This is a genomic window from Paracoccus lutimaris, from assembly GCF_003337565.1.
In the GTDB taxonomy this organism is placed as follows: Bacteria; Pseudomonadota; Alphaproteobacteria; order Rhodobacterales; family Rhodobacteraceae; genus Paracoccus; species Paracoccus lutimaris.
On record NZ_QPJL01000039.1, the window covers coordinates 1 to 17,391 of the forward strand.

17 protein-coding genes and 1 pseudogene are annotated in these 17,391 nt (G+C 67.7%); 6 read left to right on the forward strand and 12 right to left on the reverse strand.

The window, feature by feature from the left end; genetic code table 11:
• Window positions 1-89: 89 nt before the first annotated feature.
• The 5 genes from tcmP to DFP89_RS18620 all read right to left on the reverse strand — a co-directional run bounded on the left by tcmP (window position 90) and on the right by DFP89_RS18620 (window position 5,389).
• On the reverse strand, window positions 90-725 hold the full coding sequence (gene tcmP / locus DFP89_RS18600; protein ID WP_114350837.1) for a three-Cys-motif partner protein TcmP: 636 nt from the start codon (window positions 723-725) through the stop codon (window positions 90-92).
• A complete protein-coding gene (locus tag DFP89_RS18605; RefSeq protein ID WP_114350838.1) occupies window positions 725-1,492 on the reverse strand; it encodes a DUF5131 family protein in 768 nt (255 codons plus the stop codon). The genes tcmP and DFP89_RS18605 overlap by 1 nt, the downstream gene beginning before the upstream one ends.
• A gap of 681 nt (window positions 1,493-2,173) precedes the next feature.
• Entirely contained in the window at window positions 2,174-3,205 is a 1,032-nt protein-coding gene (locus tag DFP89_RS18610; protein ID WP_114350839.1) for an IS110 family RNA-guided transposase, read from the reverse strand.
• Between the two features lie 118 nt (window positions 3,206-3,323).
• Entirely contained in the window at window positions 3,324-4,733 is a 1,410-nt protein-coding gene (locus DFP89_RS18615) for a sensor histidine kinase (RefSeq protein ID WP_074970969.1), read from the reverse strand.
• Entirely contained in the window at window positions 4,730-5,389 is a 660-nt protein-coding gene (locus DFP89_RS18620; protein WP_074970971.1) for a response regulator transcription factor, read from the reverse strand. Before DFP89_RS18620 ends, DFP89_RS18615 begins: the two co-directional genes overlap by 4 nt.
• A gap of 142 nt (window positions 5,390-5,531) precedes the next feature.
• Here DFP89_RS18620 and DFP89_RS18625 point away from each other — a divergent pair, with 142 nt between their 5' ends.
• From DFP89_RS18625 to DFP89_RS18650, 6 genes are all read left to right on the forward strand, one after another.
• Window positions 5,532-5,849, forward strand: coding sequence for a PepSY domain-containing protein (locus DFP89_RS18625; protein WP_074970973.1), 318 nt, complete (start codon window positions 5,532-5,534; stop codon window positions 5,847-5,849).
• Between the two features lie 210 nt (window positions 5,850-6,059).
• Window positions 6,060-6,362 carry a PepSY domain-containing protein gene (locus DFP89_RS18630; protein ID WP_114350840.1) on the forward strand — a complete coding sequence of 101 codons (303 nt, stop codon included), beginning with the start codon at window positions 6,060-6,062 and terminating at the stop codon, window positions 6,360-6,362.
• 114 nt (window positions 6,363-6,476) lie between these two features.
• Entirely contained in the window at window positions 6,477-6,857 is a 381-nt protein-coding gene (locus DFP89_RS18635; RefSeq protein WP_114350841.1) for a PepSY domain-containing protein, read from the forward strand.
• Window positions 6,858-6,883: 26 nt separating this feature from the next.
• The gene (locus DFP89_RS18640; RefSeq protein WP_074970999.1) at window positions 6,884-7,354 is read left to right on the forward strand and encodes a DUF2271 domain-containing protein; all 471 of its coding nucleotides are present in this window, start codon (window positions 6,884-6,886) and stop codon (window positions 7,352-7,354) included.
• 12 nt (window positions 7,355-7,366) lie between these two features.
• On the forward strand, window positions 7,367-9,589 hold the full coding sequence (locus tag DFP89_RS18645) for a PepSY domain-containing protein (RefSeq protein ID WP_114350842.1): 2,223 nt from the start codon (window positions 7,367-7,369) through the stop codon (window positions 9,587-9,589).
• A complete protein-coding gene (locus tag DFP89_RS18650) occupies window positions 9,570-10,529 on the forward strand; it encodes an FAD:protein FMN transferase (RefSeq protein ID WP_074970981.1) in 960 nt (319 codons plus the stop codon). Before DFP89_RS18645 ends, DFP89_RS18650 begins: the two co-directional genes overlap by 20 nt.
• 118 nt (window positions 10,530-10,647) lie before the next feature.
• On the opposite strand, the gene DFP89_RS18655 is transcribed toward DFP89_RS18650, so the two are convergent.
• The 7 genes and pseudogenes from DFP89_RS18655 to DFP89_RS18685 all read right to left on the reverse strand — a co-directional run.
• On the reverse strand, window positions 10,648-12,552 hold the full coding sequence (locus DFP89_RS18655) for a heavy metal translocating P-type ATPase (RefSeq protein WP_114350843.1): 1,905 nt from the start codon (window positions 12,550-12,552) through the stop codon (window positions 10,648-10,650).
• A gap of 46 nt (window positions 12,553-12,598) precedes the next feature.
• Window positions 12,599-12,976 carry a hypothetical protein gene (locus DFP89_RS18660; protein ID WP_074970986.1) on the reverse strand — a complete coding sequence of 126 codons (378 nt, stop codon included), beginning with the start codon at window positions 12,974-12,976 and terminating at the stop codon, window positions 12,599-12,601.
• Between the two features lie 14 nt (window positions 12,977-12,990).
• Complete coding sequence (locus tag DFP89_RS18665) at window positions 12,991-13,683, reverse strand: ABC transporter ATP-binding protein (protein WP_074970988.1); 693 nt, start codon at window positions 13,681-13,683, stop codon at window positions 12,991-12,993.
• 1 nt (window position 13,684) lies between these two features.
• A complete protein-coding gene (locus tag DFP89_RS18670; protein WP_074970990.1) occupies window positions 13,685-14,818 on the reverse strand; it encodes an ABC transporter permease in 1,134 nt (377 codons plus the stop codon).
• The gene (locus DFP89_RS18675; protein WP_074970992.1) at window positions 14,815-15,960 is read right to left on the reverse strand and encodes an efflux RND transporter periplasmic adaptor subunit; all 1,146 of its coding nucleotides are present in this window, start codon (window positions 15,958-15,960) and stop codon (window positions 14,815-14,817) included. The genes DFP89_RS18670 and DFP89_RS18675 overlap by 4 nt, the downstream gene beginning before the upstream one ends.
• Window positions 15,961-15,963: 3 nt before the next feature.
• Complete coding sequence (locus DFP89_RS18680; protein ID WP_074970994.1) at window positions 15,964-16,560, reverse strand: TetR/AcrR family transcriptional regulator; 597 nt, start codon at window positions 16,558-16,560, stop codon at window positions 15,964-15,966.
• A 231-nt stretch (window positions 16,561-16,791) separates the two neighbouring features.
• Window positions 16,792-17,391, reverse strand: a pseudogene (locus tag DFP89_RS18685) (DUF2793 domain-containing protein); the annotation flags it as partial.

A 17,391-nucleotide genomic window follows, 5' to 3' on the forward strand; every position in this document is an offset into this window, starting at 1 on the left:
CCCCAGCTGGTTCAAGCCGGGGCAAGGTTGCACATGGGTCAATTCTCAATGACAATTTCCGCTGTTGCCGGGTCAAATCTCAGTGGCAATCAACACTTGGTCTCGTTCGAGCCCTCCGGCATCGCCTCGAAGGCATCCTTCCAAGCAGGATCTGCCAGGAAACGACCGACGGATGCCGCAACTCCATCCCAGCCAGCGTGCCTGTTCACCTCTTCGGCCATGAAGTTGAACAGGAATTCGCCGTTCAGGCTCCGCAGGAACTCAAAAACCTTGGCGGATTCAACATTCCAGCCGGTGGGATCGATGAATGTGAAGGTGAAGCCGTCCCGGCAGGCAGCGCGTATGCCGTCGAGGTTGTCTTCGAACTGGCCTGAGAACACCTGAATGTCGAACTCCGGCTTTTCGGCTGCGAACTCCCGCAATTTCGCGACGGATACAGGGTTCCGTTCGCAGAACCGAAAACGGACCTTGAGGCCGGGACGTCCCATATCGAGCAAAGATCTGCGAACCGTTTCCAGTGTTTCGATGGCCTGAGAAAACGAAGCGTCGGAATACCTGTTGGTGTCAGATACCCGCCAAGGACCTGCGAAGGCGTCCACGAAGTTGAAGACCGGCGATCTGCCTTGGAAAAGCTTGTAGGCTGCGGAATCGAGATACTTGTTGAGAAACAGATGCTTGATGAAGGACTGCTCGCGCCCGTGATAGTTTTCTATCCTGGGCGGCATCAGGCATCCTCGGGCTGCAGGGCGCGAATGATGGGTTCGGGAACGATCTGCCAGGGAAAGCCATTCCACTCTTCGCCGTCGAGAAGGCGCCCGCCGGATTTCGGTCTTGCGCCGCCCCACTGCTTGAAGAAGAACGCGACGTCGTCACGTCCGCACATGTCCCGGATCTGGCGGACCCAGCTTTCGTCCATGGGCCGAGCCCGAGGCCCGCTTTCCCCCCCGACGATGGCCCAAGCGACGCCATGCAGATCGACATTCCCGACCGGTCCGAGCAGCGGCTCGAACGAGATGAAGCGTGCGTCGGAATTGATCTGCTTCAGGTGCTCGATCCGGCTCGCGTGCGCGGCGTCCTCGACAGAAACGCCGAGCCAGATGTGCCGAGGGACCGGCCCTCCATGATACCGCTTCCGAACGTAGTTGCGCATGAGCGAGCTGCGCTTGGTCAGCACCTGGTAGGCGTGCCAGTCCGCCAGCTCCATGGCGTCAAACACCGCGTCGATGAATGTACGGTCGATGTCCTTGTGGAAGAGGTCGCTCATCGAGTTCACGAAGATCATCCGCGGCTTTTTCCAGAGTACGGGCTGCTTCAGCCTCGACGGCCAGAGTGTCAGGTCAAAGCCCTGCTCGTAGGGGTGTCCAGGGATTCCACGCCAGTGCTCTGCGAACCGCTCGGCGTAGCAGTTGTCACAACCGGGACCGACCTTGGTGCAGCCCGTCACCGGGTTCCACGTCGCGTCCGTCCATTCGATGTCTGACTTCTGGGCCAACTGCTCGCCTCACACTTTTTCACAACGGTAACACGCGGTTGACTCAGCACAAAGCACGAACAGCGGCTGGGGTGAGATTGGTCCGAGCTGCAGCCGAACCCCCGCGCAACGGGTCGCGTTCGATCTCTGTTCCATTCGCCATCCAGATGGATTCTCCAAATCGCGTGCATCACGGACTTCGAAAGATCACTTTAAAGCAATGACTTAAAGCTGTTCACCGGAAGCGCGGCGGTTAACAGGTGCGGAGAATATCGGCCCGGAGAGAACGCTTGTGCGCCCTTCGGGACGTGGGCCGTTTAACAGCCCCACCCGCATAACCCTCGAAAACAACGGAAAAATCCGGCCACAGCCGGATCGGGAGAACGCTTTCGCAAGGGCAAGTGGCGGAGGGGATGGGCCTACTGTCGAACCTTCTCTTGTGGATGCCGCTCTCATTTGCAAGGAATTTCTGAACTTTAGGCATGTGATCGAGTGCGGACTCTTGTCAGGCCTGTTCACGCGGCCCGATAGATGCCGCTGGCCGAGATGGTGATGCGCGGACCGGGGCCAAATCTCCAACAGCGAGCTCGAAGCTCTGAGAAGGTTTCTGGTTTGCCCAACCCGGATCATGTCGATCATGTGCCCATTCGGTTCATGCCTTCCTCACAACTCTGCGGCCCGGCTTCGCTGTCTGCTGCCGGATCAGGCAGCGCAGGCGATCACCGGATCGCGATAGTCTTCATCGTGCGTGAGCATCGCCCAGATGCCGCGCGCCATCTTGTTGGCCAGAGCAAAGGCCGCGACCAACGGCGGCTTGCGTTCCAGCATGCGCACAAGCCAGGGGTTTTGAGGTGCGCCACGGCGCAGGGCCCAGCGGACCACCGCCATCGCGCCGGTGACAAGCAGTCGTCGGATGTCCCGCTGCCCCATCTTCGATGTTTTCCCCAACCTCTGTTTTCCGCCAGAAGAATGTTGCCGCGGTACCAACCCGAGCCAGGCGGCAAAATCGCGGCCACGCCGGAACTGGTCCATCGGCGGCGCGAAGGTTTCGACCGCGAGCGCGGTGATCGGTCCGACACCCGGCATGGTCTGCAACTGCCGGGGTATGGCGGCCGCCCTGGACGCGGCGGCGAGCTTTGCCGAAACTGCGGCGAGGCGGGACGTCAACAATTCTATCTGTTCCAGAACCATGCGGCAGATGTCTCGCGCCAGGTCTGGCAGACCCGAACCCGGATCATCGACCACCTTCGCCAACCGCGGGATATACCCGACCCCTTCCGGCGCGACGTGCCCGAATTCATAGAGGTGCGCGCGCAGGGCATTGATCGCCTCGGTCCGCTGCTTCACGATCTGCTCGCGGGCGCGAAACGCCACCGCCCGGGCCTGCTGTTCTGCGGTCTTGGGTTCGACGAACCGCATGGTTGGACGCGTGGCCGCCTCCGCGATTGCTTCCGCGTCGGCGGCATCGTTTTTCTGACGCTTGATGAACGGCTTGACGTAATGCGGCGCAATCAGCCGCACGCTGTGCCCGTAGGCGGACAATTCCCGCGCCCAATGGTGCGCGCTGGGACAAGCCTCCATCGCCACCTCGCATGCCGGATGATCCGACATGAATCGCGCGAACTGCGGTCGCGCCAGCTTCTTGCGGAACACGACCTCCCCGTCCGCTGCTGCTCCGTGTACCTGGAACACGTTCTTTGCCAGATCGACGCCGATGATGGTAACCTCTTCCATGGATGCCCTCTCCTACAACTTGTGTTTCGACACCACGAGTTTGGCACATCGCGATGCCGTCTGGGGAGAGCGGCATCCACCCCATCTCCACATTAACATATTGATTATATTCACCAAATTAAGACGCGCTTGAACTCGCACTATGACGGCTGGGAAGATTGTCCCGCTTCTCGACCTCACAGTCGGAAGCGCAGGGCAGCATCATCTCCGCGGTGAGGCCGCTTGTAGCGCCGGGGCGCGGAGAGGTCAGATGCAGGCGTGATCCGATGCGCTCGGCGATGGTGGCGACGATGGCGAGGCCGAGGCCGCTGCCTTCGGCGCTGCTGCCGGCGCGGGTAAAGCGGGTGGCGAGACGGGCAAGCGTTTCGGGAGGGATGGGCAGGCCGTCATTGGACACACGCAGGATGCCCTCTGAGGTGAGCGTCACGTCGACCGGTTTTGCCGGATCGCCGTGGCGCAGTGCGTTGTCGATCAGGTTGCGCAAGATGATGGCCAGCGCATCCGGGTCGAGGTCGGACAGAACCGCCGCTTCGGGCAGGCGAAGGCGGATGCGCTCGTCGCCCGCGTCGCGGCCCTGTTCCTCGACCAGTATCCGCACCACGGGGCACAGATCGGCGGCGCTGTCCCGGCGCAGCCTCGCCCCCTCGGCGCGGGCAAGCTGCATCAGGCGCTCGCTGACCCGCAGCAGGCGTTTCAGCGCCGCCTCCATCGCGGCCGCGCGCATCCGCGCGGCCGGGTCCGCCGTCTCGGCCTGAAGACGCTGTGCCTGGGCGATGGCGCCGGCCAGCGGGGTGCGCAGCTCATGCGCGGCGTTGGCGGCGAAACTCCGCTCGGCCTCGAAAGCGGCGGACAGGCGGCAGAGCACATCATCGAGCGTGGCGGCGATCGGGGCGAGTTCCGAAGGCAGATCGCCCGCGGACACCGGCGACAGATCCCGCGCGCCACGCGCCGCCAGCCGCTCGCGCCAGCGTTGCAGTGGCGCAAGTCCCGCCCGCAGCGCCAGCCATATCGCCGCGAAGGCCAGCGGCACCACCACCAGAAGCGGCAGCAGCAACATCCACAGCGCCTCGCGCGCGATGCGGGCGCGGTGGGCCAGCGGCTCGGCCACGGTCAGGCGCACCGTGTCTCGCAATGCGGCGATATTGTAGAGGCGAAGCGTCGCCGTGCTGCGGAGACCCGGCCCGTCCCAAGGCGGAAACCCGGCCGGATCGACAGCATGCGATTGCAGCAGCACCCGACCGGCCGGGTCGCGCAACACATAGGTCAGGAACTCGTCATGCGGAGCGATGACGCCCAGAATGCGTGGATCGTCCTCGTCATTCTCGTCGGCCGGGCCGCGACCCAGCACATCGTTGACAGCGAGAGGCAGCAGGCGTTCGGCGCTTTCCTGAAGCGCCGAGTCGAACAGCGCGTCCAATTCACGCCGCATCAGTCCGGCGGTTAGCAGGGCGGTTGCCAGCCACAGCGCCACCAGCGCCAGCCCCAGCCAGAGCGCCAGCCGGCCCCGCAGGCTTGCGGGCGCCCTCATCCGCGACCCAGCCGATAGCCGAGGCCGCGCTCGGTCTCGATGACGCTGGTGCCCAGCTTCTTGCGCAGGCGGCTGACATGGACCTCGATGGTGTTGCTTTCGACCTCGGCGCCGAAAGCGTAAAGCTTGTCCTCGAGCTGTGCCTTCGAGAACAGTTGGCCGGGATGGCCCAGCAGGGCCTCGAACAGCGCCCATTCGCGCGCCGTCAGCGGCACGAGCCTGCCGGCGCGATGAACGCTGCGCGCGGCAAGGTCGATTTCCAGATCGCCATGCTGGATCAGCGGGTTGGGGTTGCCGGCATAGCGGCGCGCGACCGAGCCGATCCGCGCCGTGAGCTCCGCGAGATCGAAGGGCTTGATCAGATAGTCGTCGGCCCCCGCGTTCAGGCCTTCGATGCGGTCCGAGACCTGATCGAGCGCGGTGAGGATGATCACCGGCGTGGCATTGCCGCGCCCGCGGAGCGCGCGCAGATAGGGAATGCCACGCCCGTCGGGCAGCATCAGATCCAGCAGCACCAGGTCGTAGGGGATGGTTCTCAGATGCTCGCTTGCCGCATCGAGCCGATGCACCCAGTCGGCGCTGTGACCATCGGCTGTGATCTGGTCGCGCACCGCCGCGCCCAGCACCGTGTCGTCCTCGATCAGCAGGATGCGCATGGTGGTTCCCTCTCACGGCTCGCTTCCGGATTGCCCGCCGCAACTGACGGCAGCCTTACCGTAACCGGGGCGCCGCTTCAGTTTGCTGTCAGCTTTCCATGCCATCAGGGTGCGAACGAGTTGGCAAGGAGGAGTGTGACCAATGCGCAAGGCGCTGACAATGCTGGTTCTGGCTCTGGTGTTGCCAGCGGGCGCGGCACTGGCCGACGACGATTGCCGCGTCCCCATGGCCGACTGGCAACCGCGCGAGGCGGTGACGGCGTTGGCGCAGGAGCGGGGCTGGACGATTTCGGGCATCAAGATCGATGACGGTTGCTACGAAGTCCGGGGCACCGACGCCGAAGGCCATCAGATCAGGGTCAAGATCGACCCCGGCAATCTCGATCTGGTCGAGATGCGCATCCGTTATCGCGACAGGGATGGACGACGGTCGGGCCCACCGGAAGGGAACCATGACTGACGGGGCACACGCACCCGACTCCTCAAAGCCTTGCGCTCCGCCGGACACCGGCGGGGCGCTTTCGTTTCATGTACCACCGTCGGCACCTCCCCTCGGTTCGCCCGCCGCCCTGACAGCAAGCTGAAGCAGATTCCCGGCGGGCGTCAGCACCCCGTCAGTCACGCCCTCCAGGTTGGTCACATCAGGCAACCCGAACCGAGGAGAAACGCCATGAAGACCCTGCTCACCGCCGCTGCACTTGCCCTTGCGATCCCTGCCGGGGCGGCGCTTGCGGACACCCATTGCGACGTGCCGACCGCGAACATGCAGTCCTGGGAATCGCTCATCCAGCTGACCAAGGATTTTGGCTGGTCCATCTCGAAGATGGAGCTCGACGATGGCTGCTACGAACTCAATGTCATCGATCAGGGCGGCAATCACCTGGAGATGATCGTCGATCCCCAGACGCTCGACGTCATCGACGGCAAGGTCGAGCGCTGGAGCGACGGCACCAGGCCCGAAAAATCGAAGTGATCCCGCCAGTGCTCCGCGGCCCGGTTGTCGCGGAGCCATTTCAATCGGGCGCCAGCCTTCAGATCGGTGATCGGGAAGGTCGCCCCACACACACTTCAAAAGGATGAACTGACCATGAGGATTCCGTGGATTGCCGCCGCTTGCCTTTCGGCGCTGCCGGCAACGGCTGCGCTGGCGGACGATGACTGCCATGCGCCTCGTGCCGCCTGGCAGCCGCGCGAGGCGGCCATGCAGGCCGCGAGCCGCCTTGGCTGGCGCGTCGAGGAAATCGAGGCCGATGACGGCTGCTGGGAGATCGAGGGCCGCGATGCCGAAGGCCGGCGCATCAAGGCCAAGCTCGACCCCGCCACGCTGAACGTCGTCAAGCTGCGCCACCGCGACGGCGGCCGCGACCGGCGGCGCGAGGACGTGCGCGCACCGGCCGCCCCGCTGGCCGCCCCACCCGCCAATCCGCTGTTCCAGAACGGCAAGCCGCCCGTGGTGCAGGTGAACTGACACCCCCAATGAAGGGAGATAACAAGATGAAATCCGCCATTGCAGCATTTGCACTGACCTCGGCCCTCGTGGCGCCCGGCCTCGCCGCAGCCCGGCCAGTCACCTTCACCACCACGCTGAACAACTACGGCGGCGATGGTGCCTATCTGGCGCTTTATCTCACTGACGCGTCCGGCGCCTATGCCGGCACGCTGTGGATGGCCGGGGGCAAGTCGAAATATTACGATTCGCTTGCCGGCTGGTATCGCGCCACGGGTGGCGATCCGGCGCAGATTGACGGCATCACCGGCGCCAGTGTCGGCGCGGGCCGGACGCTGGAAATCACGCTCGACCTGGCCGATGCGCTGTTTGATGCGGGCTATGTTCTGCATGTCGATGCCGCCGTCGAGGATATGCGCGACAGCCCCGATGACGTGGCGGTCCCCCTGACCACGCAAGGCGCTGGCAAGACCACGCAGGGTCGTCGCTACGTTGCCAGCCTCAAATACGACATGTGACGGAGCCGACCGATGATCCGTGTACTTCTCCACCGCTGGCCGGGGCTGGCCGGCCTGCTGCTTGTCACCCTGCTTGCGGTGAGCGGTGCGGCGCTGTCGGTCTATCCCGCGATCGAACGACTTGCCTCGCCGCAGGCGGCCGGTGGGCTGAGCGTGGGCGACCTCGCCGCCCGTGTGCAGGCCGAGTATCCAGGGGTCGAGCAGATCCGCGGCGCGCCCTCGGGACGCATCACCGCCTGGTGGTTTCAGGATGGCACACCGGGCGCGGCGGTGATCGACCCGGCGACCGGACAAGGGGTGGCTCCGGTTGACGCAAGCCCTGCCGAGCGCTGGCTGGTAAACTTGCATCGGCAGCTTTTCGCGGGCGATACCGGCCGGCTGGTCATGGCGACGGGTGCGGGGGTCATGCTGCTGCTGTGCGCCTCGGGTGCGGTTCTGATAGCGCGGCGCATGGGCGGCTGGCGCCGCTGGTTCGGCCGTACGCGCGGCCGGCTGGCGGCGCGGCTGCATGTCGAAATGGCGCGTATCGCGGTGGCGGGTCTGGCGCTTTCCGCGCTGACCGCGCTGTGGATGACGGCCTCGACCTTCGGGCTGCTGCCCGATCAGGCGAGGGCGCCGCTCTTTCCGGCCACGACCAGCGGCCAGACCGGGATCGCCCCCAACCACATCGCGGCGCTTGCCGATCTGCCGGTGGCCGCGCTGCGCGATCTGAGCTTTCCCGACCCGACCGATCCCACCGACGCCTTCACGCTGAAGACCGACCGGGGCGCTGGCTATCTCGATCAGGGCACGGGCGAGGTTCTGGCCTGGACCGATGCTCAGACATTGTCGCGGGTCACGGAAACCTTCACGATGCTGCATACCGGGCGCGGCGCGGCGGTCATCGGTCTCGTCCTGGGTCTGATGGCGCTTTCGGTGCCGGCACTGGCAGTGAGCGGGTTTGCCCTCTGGCTGGCAGGCTGGCGGGCACGCCCGCGCATCCGCAGAAACGCTTCGGCGAGCCGGGCCGAGACTGTCATCTTCGTCGGCTCCGAGGCCGGCAGCACCTGGGGCTTTGCCGCCACGCTGCACCGCGCGCTGAGCGAGGCTGGGCAGTCCGTCCATGTGGCGCCCATGACCGCCTTCGATCCCGCACGCTACCGGGCGGCGAAGCGCCTGCTGATCCTTGCCGCCACCTATGGCGACGGGATGGCCCCGGCCTCGGCCAAGGGTTTCATCGAGCGGCTGGAACACGCGCCGGCGCTTTCCGGCGTACCGGTCGCGGTGCTGGGCTTCGGCGATCACAGTTTTCCGGCTTTCTGCGCCTTTGCCGACGAGGTCGCGCAGCTGCTGACCGCGAAGGGCTGGACGGAACTTCTGCCGCCTGACGCGGTGGACCGCCAGTCGCCGCGGGATTTCGCCCGCTGGGGCCGCGCGCTCGGGCGGACACTCGGTCTTGAGCTGGAACTGGTCCATCAGCCGGTCCAGCCCGCCACCGAGGCGCTGACACTGGTCTCGCGGCGCGACTACGGCGCGCAGGTGCAGGCCCCGACCGCGATCCTGCGTTTTGCCCTGCCGCGCGCGGGGTTCTGGCAGCGGCTGACGAGGCGCGGATTCGCGCAGTTCCAGGCTGGCGACCTGCTGGCGGTGCTGCCCGAGGGCGCGCCGGGTGTCGCACCCATGCCGCGCCTCTATTCGCTGGCCTCAGGCAGCCGCGACGGCTTTGTCGAGATCGTCGTGCGCAAGCAACCCGGCGGACTGTGTTCGGGGCAGCTGGTGGCGCTGGAGCCGGGCAGCACCATTCGCGCCTTCATCCGCCCCAACCCCGGGTTTCACTCCGGCCACGGGCGCGCCCCGCTGATCCTGATCGGCGCCGGCACCGGAATCGGACCGTTGGCGGGCATGATCCGCGCCAACCGCCGCGCCCGGCCGGTGCATCTGTTTTTCGGCCTGCGCGCCCGAGACAGCGACTTCTTCTTTGCCGAGGAGCTCGCCGGCTGGCAGCGGGACGGCCGCCTTGCCCGGCTGACCACCGCCACCTCGCGCGGGCCGCGCCCGTACTACGTCCAGGACGCGCTGCGCCATGAGGCGGCCGAGGTGCTGGCGATGATCCGCTCGGGCGCCCGCATCATGGTTTGTGGCGGGCGCGCGATGGCGGAGGGCGTGACGGCTGCATTAACCGATATCCTTGCCCCGGCGGGTCTGACGCCGGCGGTGCTGAAAGCCGAGGGACGCTATGTCGAAGATGTCTTCTGATCCGGTCCGCCATGCACTCAACGGCCCGACCATGGGTACGCGCTGGCAAGCCGTGTTCCACGCCGCGCCCGGCTTCGATCCGGACCCGCTGCGCGCGGCGCTGCAGGCCGCCGTGAATGAGGTGGACGCACAGATGTCCACCTGGAAGCCCGACAGCGCGCTGATGCAGTTGAACCGCGCCCCGCTGGATGAATGGTTCGCCATCCCGGCCCGGCTGGCCGAAGTGCTGCGGCTGGGGCTGGAGATCGGCCGCGCCTCGGGCGGCGCTTTTGACATCGGCATGGGCGATGCCGTGCGCGCCTGGGGCTTCGGACCCGACGCGGCCGAGGCTCGGGCGATCCGCGCCGCCATGGCCGCGCCCCGGCGCCCCGCGCATGAGGTGCTGGATATCGACGGCCAGCTCGTGCGCAAACGGGCTCCCATTGCGCTCGATCTCAACGCCATCGCCAAGGGCTACGGTGTCGATCGTCTGACCGAAACCCTGCGCGACCACGGCATCACCGCCGCGCTGACCGGAATCGACGGCGAGATGCGCGCCACCGGGCTGCGCCCCGACGGCAGCCCGTGGGCCGTCGCGGTCGAAGCCCCCGACCCGGAGCGACGCGCGGCGCATTCGATCCTCGCGCTCGAGGATTGTGCCGTCGCGACATCCGGCGACTACCGTCACCGCGTCGAGGTTCGAGGGCAGAGCCTCTCGCATACCATGGACCCCGGGCACGGCGCACCGTTGCGCGCTTCCGCCGCCTCGGTCACCGTCCTTGCCCGCAGCTGCGCCAGGGCCGATGCCTGGGCGACCGCGCTGATGGTGCTGGGTCCCCGGGCAGGCGGGGACCTGGCGGCGCGCCTGCGCCTCGACGCGCTGTTTCTGATGCGCGAGGCGGAGGGCATCCGACCCCGCGCCATCGGCGCCCTGTTCGGCGGCGACGCCGCGCCCGGCTGAACCGCGCCTGACGACCCGCTACCCGGCCTCGCGCACCGGTTCGGGGCGCGTCAGATCGCCGCCGTCGCTCTGCGTCGCCATCGCCGGCAACGTCTGGGCGACCGGCGACAGGGGCGCGTCAGCCCCGCGGCTTCGGCCGGCGGATCGGGTCCGAGAGCAGCCTGAGCCCGTTCAGCACCACCAGCACCGTGCCGCCCTCATGGCCGATCACCGCCAAGGGCAGCGGCAGGTCGAAGAAGAGGCCGCCGGTGACCAGCAGCAGCATGGCGCCGATGGCGAAGACCAGATTCTGGCGGATGACGGCGGAAGCGCGGCGCGACAGGCGGTGCGCGTCGGCCAGCCGCTCCATATCCTCCGACAAGAGCGCCACATCGGCCGCCTGAAGCGCGACCTCCGAGCCGGCGGCGCCCATGGCGATGCCGACATCGGCGCGGGCGAGCGCGGCCGCGTCGTTGACGCCGTCGCCGACGAAGGCGACCTTGCCGTCCCGGGTCAACTCGGCAATCCGGCGCACCTTGTCCTCGGGCAGCATCCCGGCATGGATCTCGTCAGGCGCGAGCCCCAGTTCGCCGCCGATCCGCAGCGCCACCGGACGGCGATCCCCGGTCATCATCACGATGCGGCGAACCCCGCCCCGGCGCAGGGCGGCCAGGGCGGCGGCCGAACTCGGCCTCGCCTCGTCCGCGACGCAGACGGCGCCGAGAACCCTCTGGCCGCGCCCCAGATAGACCACGGTCTGCGCCGTATCCGCCAGCGCGCGAAGCTCGTGCCGGTCGATCCGGGCGCCCATCTCCTCGGCCAGATAGGGGTTGCCGGCCCAGAGGGGGCCGTCCTCATCCCGCCCGAGGATGCCGAACCCGGGCCGCGCCGTTGCGTCCACGACCTTCGCCACCTCAAGCCCGCGCGCCCTGACCTCGCGGGCGATGGCGGCGGCGATATGATGTTCGGACCCCGCCTCCAGTCCGGCCAGCAGCGACAGGAACCTGGCCTCGTCGCCGTCGAGCGCCACCACCCGCGTCACCTCCGCGCGGCCGGCGGTCAGGGTGCCGGTCTTGTCGAAGGCGAAGGTGTCGACACTGGCCAGGGTTTCCAGCGCCGCCCCGCCCTTGAAGAGCACGCCACCGCGCGCCGCCGCCGACAGCGCCGACAGGATCGCGGCCGGGACCGAGATGACGATGGCGCAGGGGCTGGCCGCGACCAGCAGCGTCGCCGCCCGGTAGAGCGCCTGTTCCCAGTCGCGCCCCAGTCCCCAGAAGGCGGCGAAGGCGATCACCGCGCCCACCATGACCGCGACGGTATAGCGCTGCCCGAACCATTCGCTGAACCGCTCGGAGGGGGCGCGGGCGGCCTGCGCCTCGGTCACCAGCCGGATCATCCGGGCGATGGTGCTGTCGCCGACCGTCCTGGTGACGGCCATGTCCATCACGCCGTCGAGATTGACCGTTGCCTCGAAGACCTGCGCGCCCGCCTCCTTGGATACGGGCATGGATTCGCCGGTGATGTTGGCCTCGTCGACGCCGCCGCGCCCGGCGGTGATCACACCGTCGGTCGGCACCCGGGCGCCGGGCCGCAGCACCACCACGTCGCCGACGGCCAGTTCCCCGGCGGCGACTTCCTCGACCGCGCCGCCCGCGGTCCTGCGCAGCGCCGTCTCGGGGCGCAGCGCCATCAGCGCCTCGATGGCGCGCCGGGCCCGGCCGAGCGCGCGCTCCTCAAGCGTGGTGGAGATGCTGAACAGCGTCAGCAGCACCGCGCCCTCGAACGGCGCGCCGACGACCGCCGCGGCGATGGCGGCGGCGATCATCAGGAGGTCGATGTCGAGCACATTCGCGCGCCAGAGTTCCGAAACCGCGCGCCAGGCGGTCGGCAACCCGCCCGCCAGATAGACGAGCGCCAGCCCCGGAGCCAGCAAGGCGCCAAGAAGCTCGTGCGCCGGCCACCGTCCGGCCACGGCCATCGCCATGCCGAGAACGGTGGCGAGCGAGAGGACCAGCGACAGGTCCACGGGCAGGGATCGCTTCATGTCAGGCTCCGGGCTGGCGCAAGTGCTGGCTGGGTTCGAGATTCGTTCAGGTGGGCTTCTTGCCCCGCAACGCAAGCGCCGCGATGGCGGTCCAGATGCCGGTGCGCAGGATCATCGCGCCCATGGTGCGCGCCTCCCAGGCGCCGTCCGTCAGGACATGCCAGAGGAAGGCGGCGAAGATCAGCGCTGTCGCCACGGCAATTCCAAGCGCCAGCATCGGCGCCCAGGCCCCGCCGCGCCAGAGTCCGATCCCGGCCAGGACATAGGCAAACCCGGCACCGAAGTTGAACCATAGCACGAAGGGCACCACCGCGCCCATGTCGACGCCGCCGAAGATCGCGCGACCTCCCGAAACGATGGTCAAGAGGCCGAAGATCACGGCGACGGCCGCGGCGACGGTCAGCGAGAGGGGGCGGCTGCTCATGGGGTTCCTCCGGGTCAGGCGTCGGCGAGGCGGCCGTCGCGCAGGTGGATCAGGCGGTCGAAACGGTCGAAGATCTTTTCGTCATGGGTGACTGTGACGATGCAGGCCTCCTGCTCGACGGCCAGCTTGCGCAACAGGTCCATCACCAACCCGGCGCGCGCGCTGTCGAGCGCGGCGGTCGGCTCGTCGGCCAGGATGATGCGGGGCCGGTTGGCGAGCGCGCGGGCGATCGCCACGCGCTGCGCCTCGCCGCCCGACAAGAGCGCCGGCTTGACCTTCGCCCGGTGGCCAACCTCGAGATAGTCCAGCAATTCACGCGCCCGTGCCCGGCCTTCGTCGGCGGGCCGCTTGGCGAGGTCGAGGACGACGGCGACATTCTCTTCGGCGGTCAGGAACGGCAGGAGATTGTGCGCCTGGAAAATGAAACCGATCTTGTCGAGCCTGAGGCGTCGCAGGTCGCGCCGCAGCCATCTGCCGTCGAACACCGGCTCTCCGTCCAGCATCACCCTCCCCGAGGACGGCGCAAGGATGCAGCCGATGATGTTCAGAAGCGTGGTCTTGCCGGAACCGGAGGGGCCAAGCAGCGCTATCACCTCGCCGGCGCGCACGGTCAGATCGACGGCGCGCAGGGCATCGACGCGGGTCTCGCCCTCGCCGAAGTACTTGGCCACGCCCGAGACCGCGATGAGGGTGTCGCCAAGCGCCATGTCAGCTCCCGAGCGCGGTGGCTGGATCGACCTTCATCGCCGCCCGCACGCCGAGCGCCGAGGACAGGAGGCAGACGGCGGCGATGATGCCGGCCAGCACCATGACGTTGAACGGCTCCAGCACCACGCGACGGGGGAAGTAGTCCTTGACGGTCAGGATCAGCGCCAGCCCGATCCCCCAGCCCGAGGCGCCGAGGATCAGCGCCTGCTGCACGATCAGCGCGATGATGGTCCGGTCGGGGGCTCCGATCAGCTTCAAGGTGGCGATCTGCTTCAGCTTCTCCATGGTCATGGTGTAAATGATCAGCGCGATCACCACGGCGCTGACGGAAAGCAGGATGCCGAGGAACAGCCCGATCTGGCGGCGCGCCTTGTCCACCACCGAGGCCAGCAGCAATTCCTCCTGTTCTCCTTGCGTCATCGCGGCGAGGTGCTTCCACTGGCGCACGGTCGCGGTCAGCAGATCGACATCGGCGCCGGGCGCCATGCGGGCGATCACGGCGGCGACCGATGCGGACTTGACTGAAACTGCGCCGCGCGCGGTCTGCACCCGCTGGGCCGCCGGGTCGAGTTCGGTTTGCAGCGCCATCGCGTCGGCCAGCGTCACATAGACCGCCGGATCGCCGCCCGAGTTCATCGCCCCTTCGACCAGACCAACCACGGTGAAGCGGTTGCGCCCGAGCCGGATGGTCTCGCCCGGCGAAAGGCCGGTCTTGCGGTCGGCCACCATCTCGAAATGACTGGCGCCGATGCCGCGCCCCTCGGCGATTGCCTGCGGCCCGCCGGGGCGGCCGGGCTCGTAGCCGACGACGTAGAGGCGCAGCGTTTGCCCGCCATGAGGCGCCTCGACGTTCTGGTAGTTGACCGCGCCGGCCTCGGCCACGCCGGGCATCCGCGCCACCGCATCGCGCGTATCGGCGGGAATGCTGGAGGCTTCGGCGAAGGGGCCCTTGGTGCCGGCCTCCACCACCCAGACATCGGCCATGGGCGCCTTCACCACCGCCAGCGCGTCCGAGACGAGGCCGTTGTAGATGCCGATCATCGCCAGCACGACCGTCATCAGCAGCCCGAGCCCGAAACAGGTCAGCACGAAGCGGAACAGCCCGTGGCGGATGTCCTTGAGCGCGAGGTTCATGGCGCCTCCCCAATGCGCGCGCGCCGGCCCTCGGCCGCGCCCTTCGGCACCCGGGCGACGATCATGGCCCCTTCGGGGAGGCCGCCGATGACCTCGACCCGGCCGCGATCGTCGCGGGCGCCGAAGGTCAGTTCCGCGCGGGTCAGGCGCCCGTCCACAACCGTCCAGACCGTGCCGCGATGCCCGTCGAAGCCGGTGATCGCCAGTTCGGGCACCATCAGCGCGGTTGCGCGGGTGCCGGTCAGGATGCGCACCTCGGCCTGTTCACCGAGAAACATCTCGGCGGGACAGTCGGCGCAGGTCAGCCAGACGCGGCGTTCCTCGTTCACCCGGTCGCTTTCGATGCCGATGCGGGCAATGGTGCCGCGAAACTCGGCCGCGGGCTGCGAGCGCAGCCGGATGGTGCCGGGCTGGCCAAGGGCAAGCTGGCCGGCGCGTTCCTCGTCGACATAGGCCTGAATCCAGACGGTCGCGGGGTCGATCAGGGTCAGGACCGGATCGCCGGCCTTGACCACTGCTCCCGCCTCGGCATGGCGGGCAACGACCAGCGCATCATAGGGCGCGATCAGGCGGTGATGGGCCAGCAGGGTTTCCTCCTGCCGCAAACCCGCCGCCGCATCCATGCCCTGGGCCCGGATCACCGCGACATCGGCCTCGGCTACCGCCAGATCGGCGCGGGCCACATCCTCGTCGCGCTGCGCCTCCTCGGCGCGCTGGACCGAGGCGACATCGCGCTGCGCCAACCCCTGCTGGCGGCGGTTCGCCGCCTCGCTCTGCGCGAGCACTGCGCGGGCGCGCACGACTGCGGCATCGGCCTTGGCGAGATTGGCCTCATTGGCCGCCACCGCAGCGCGGGCGCGAGCCACGCGCGCCTCCTGTTCGTCGGCGTGCAGGCTGGCCATTTCCTGACCCGGTGCCACCCGGTCGCCGGCATCGACCGCCAGCGCCGTCAACGCCCCGCCGACCTCGAACCCCACGCGGCTGAGGATGCGCGCCTCGACGGTGCCAAGCCCATAGATGCGAAGGGCCACATCGCTTTCGGGCTGCGCGACCGTTACCGTCAGCGGCCTTTCGGTCAGGAACAGAAAACCAGCCGCGATCGCCAGCGCCGCAAGGAACCCGAAAAGCCAGACGCGCCGCATCGTCTATTCCCTTTCCGCGGCCAGAAGCCGCAATTGCACTTCGAACAGCCGCAACCCCTCACCCTGCAGGTCGAAATCGCGCGCACCCAGCGCCCAGCGGATCGCCACCCCCTGCACCAGCGAGGTCAGCAGCACCGCCGCATCCACTGTCTCGATGTCGCCGCGCAGAATGCCCGCTTCCTGCCCGGCGCCGACCTCGCGCGCGAGCAAGCCGCGAAAGGCCGTCAGCAAGCCGTGAAACGTGGCGCGCAGTTCCGCGTTGGTGACGTTCAACTCGCGTGAGAACAGCAGCATCGGCAGCGCTGGCGTCGCGGCGATCTGCGCGAATTGCGCCGCGATCAGCGCGCGCAACCGGACAATCGGCCCATCGCCGCGGCTGAGGGCGTCCTCCCAAGCCGCTGCGAGCCCTTCGGCGACATGTTCGGCGACTGCCTGCCACAACGCGGCCTTGGTGGGAAAATGCCGGAACAACGCCGCCTGCGTCACCCCGATTGCCGTAGCCACCGCCCCGGTCGTCACCCGGTCCGGCCCGATCCTGTCGGCCAGAGCGAGAACTACGGTGACGATCTCGGCCTTGCGCCGTTCTGCTGACTTTCGCATGGACGTTGATAAGTGAGTAAGTAATTACATACATCTGATTGACGGAAGCATGTCTGTCAAGATGCGAGGTCCGCAATCCGCTGATCTCGCGCACCTCGGCACCTTTCGGCCTCAATGCCGGCCTCGATCGGGCGCGCGCGACAGACGCGCCAGCACCTGCCATCATCCCTTGCAGCGAATCCCTTCCGCTCTTCGCAGCCGTGAATCGGACTGGCAGTCTATGCCTACAGATCAGAAATCCGTCTCCAGGTAGACCCCGGCGCAGTCGTAGGCGACAGCGGCGGCCGTAGCGCCGTTGTTCATGTAGAGGCGCGGCGACAGGAACTGGGTCGCGGCGGGCAGGTCAGCGGTGATCTCTTGTTCGAACACCGCGCCGGATACCTCATCCACCACCCGCACCCAGACGGAGCTGCCATTCGGTGGCGCTGCGATGTAGAGGGTCAGCACCCCACCCGTCGCAATGGCGAAACTCGCCCCCATGTCGGTCAGGGTCGGTGCGCCGGCGCCGTCGTTTGCGACCAGCTGCCAGCGGGTGTGGGTTCCGCGCTGGAAGCCGATGCCGATGCAGTTGATGGCGGCGGCCAGCGTCAGGGTGGTCGCCAGTGCGGCGGTCGATCCGTAGAGGCCGAAGAATCCCATGCCGGTAGCCTGCAGCGTCGTCAGCGAAATCCGCGTGACGAAGGTCCAGCCACCCAGCCCCGCTGCATTGCCGCGCCAGCACGCCCAGCCTGCGGATTGTTGATTGCCACTGAGATTTGACCCGGCAACAGCGGAAATTGTCATTGAGAATTGACCCATGTGCAACCTTGCCCCGGCTTGAACCAGCTGGGG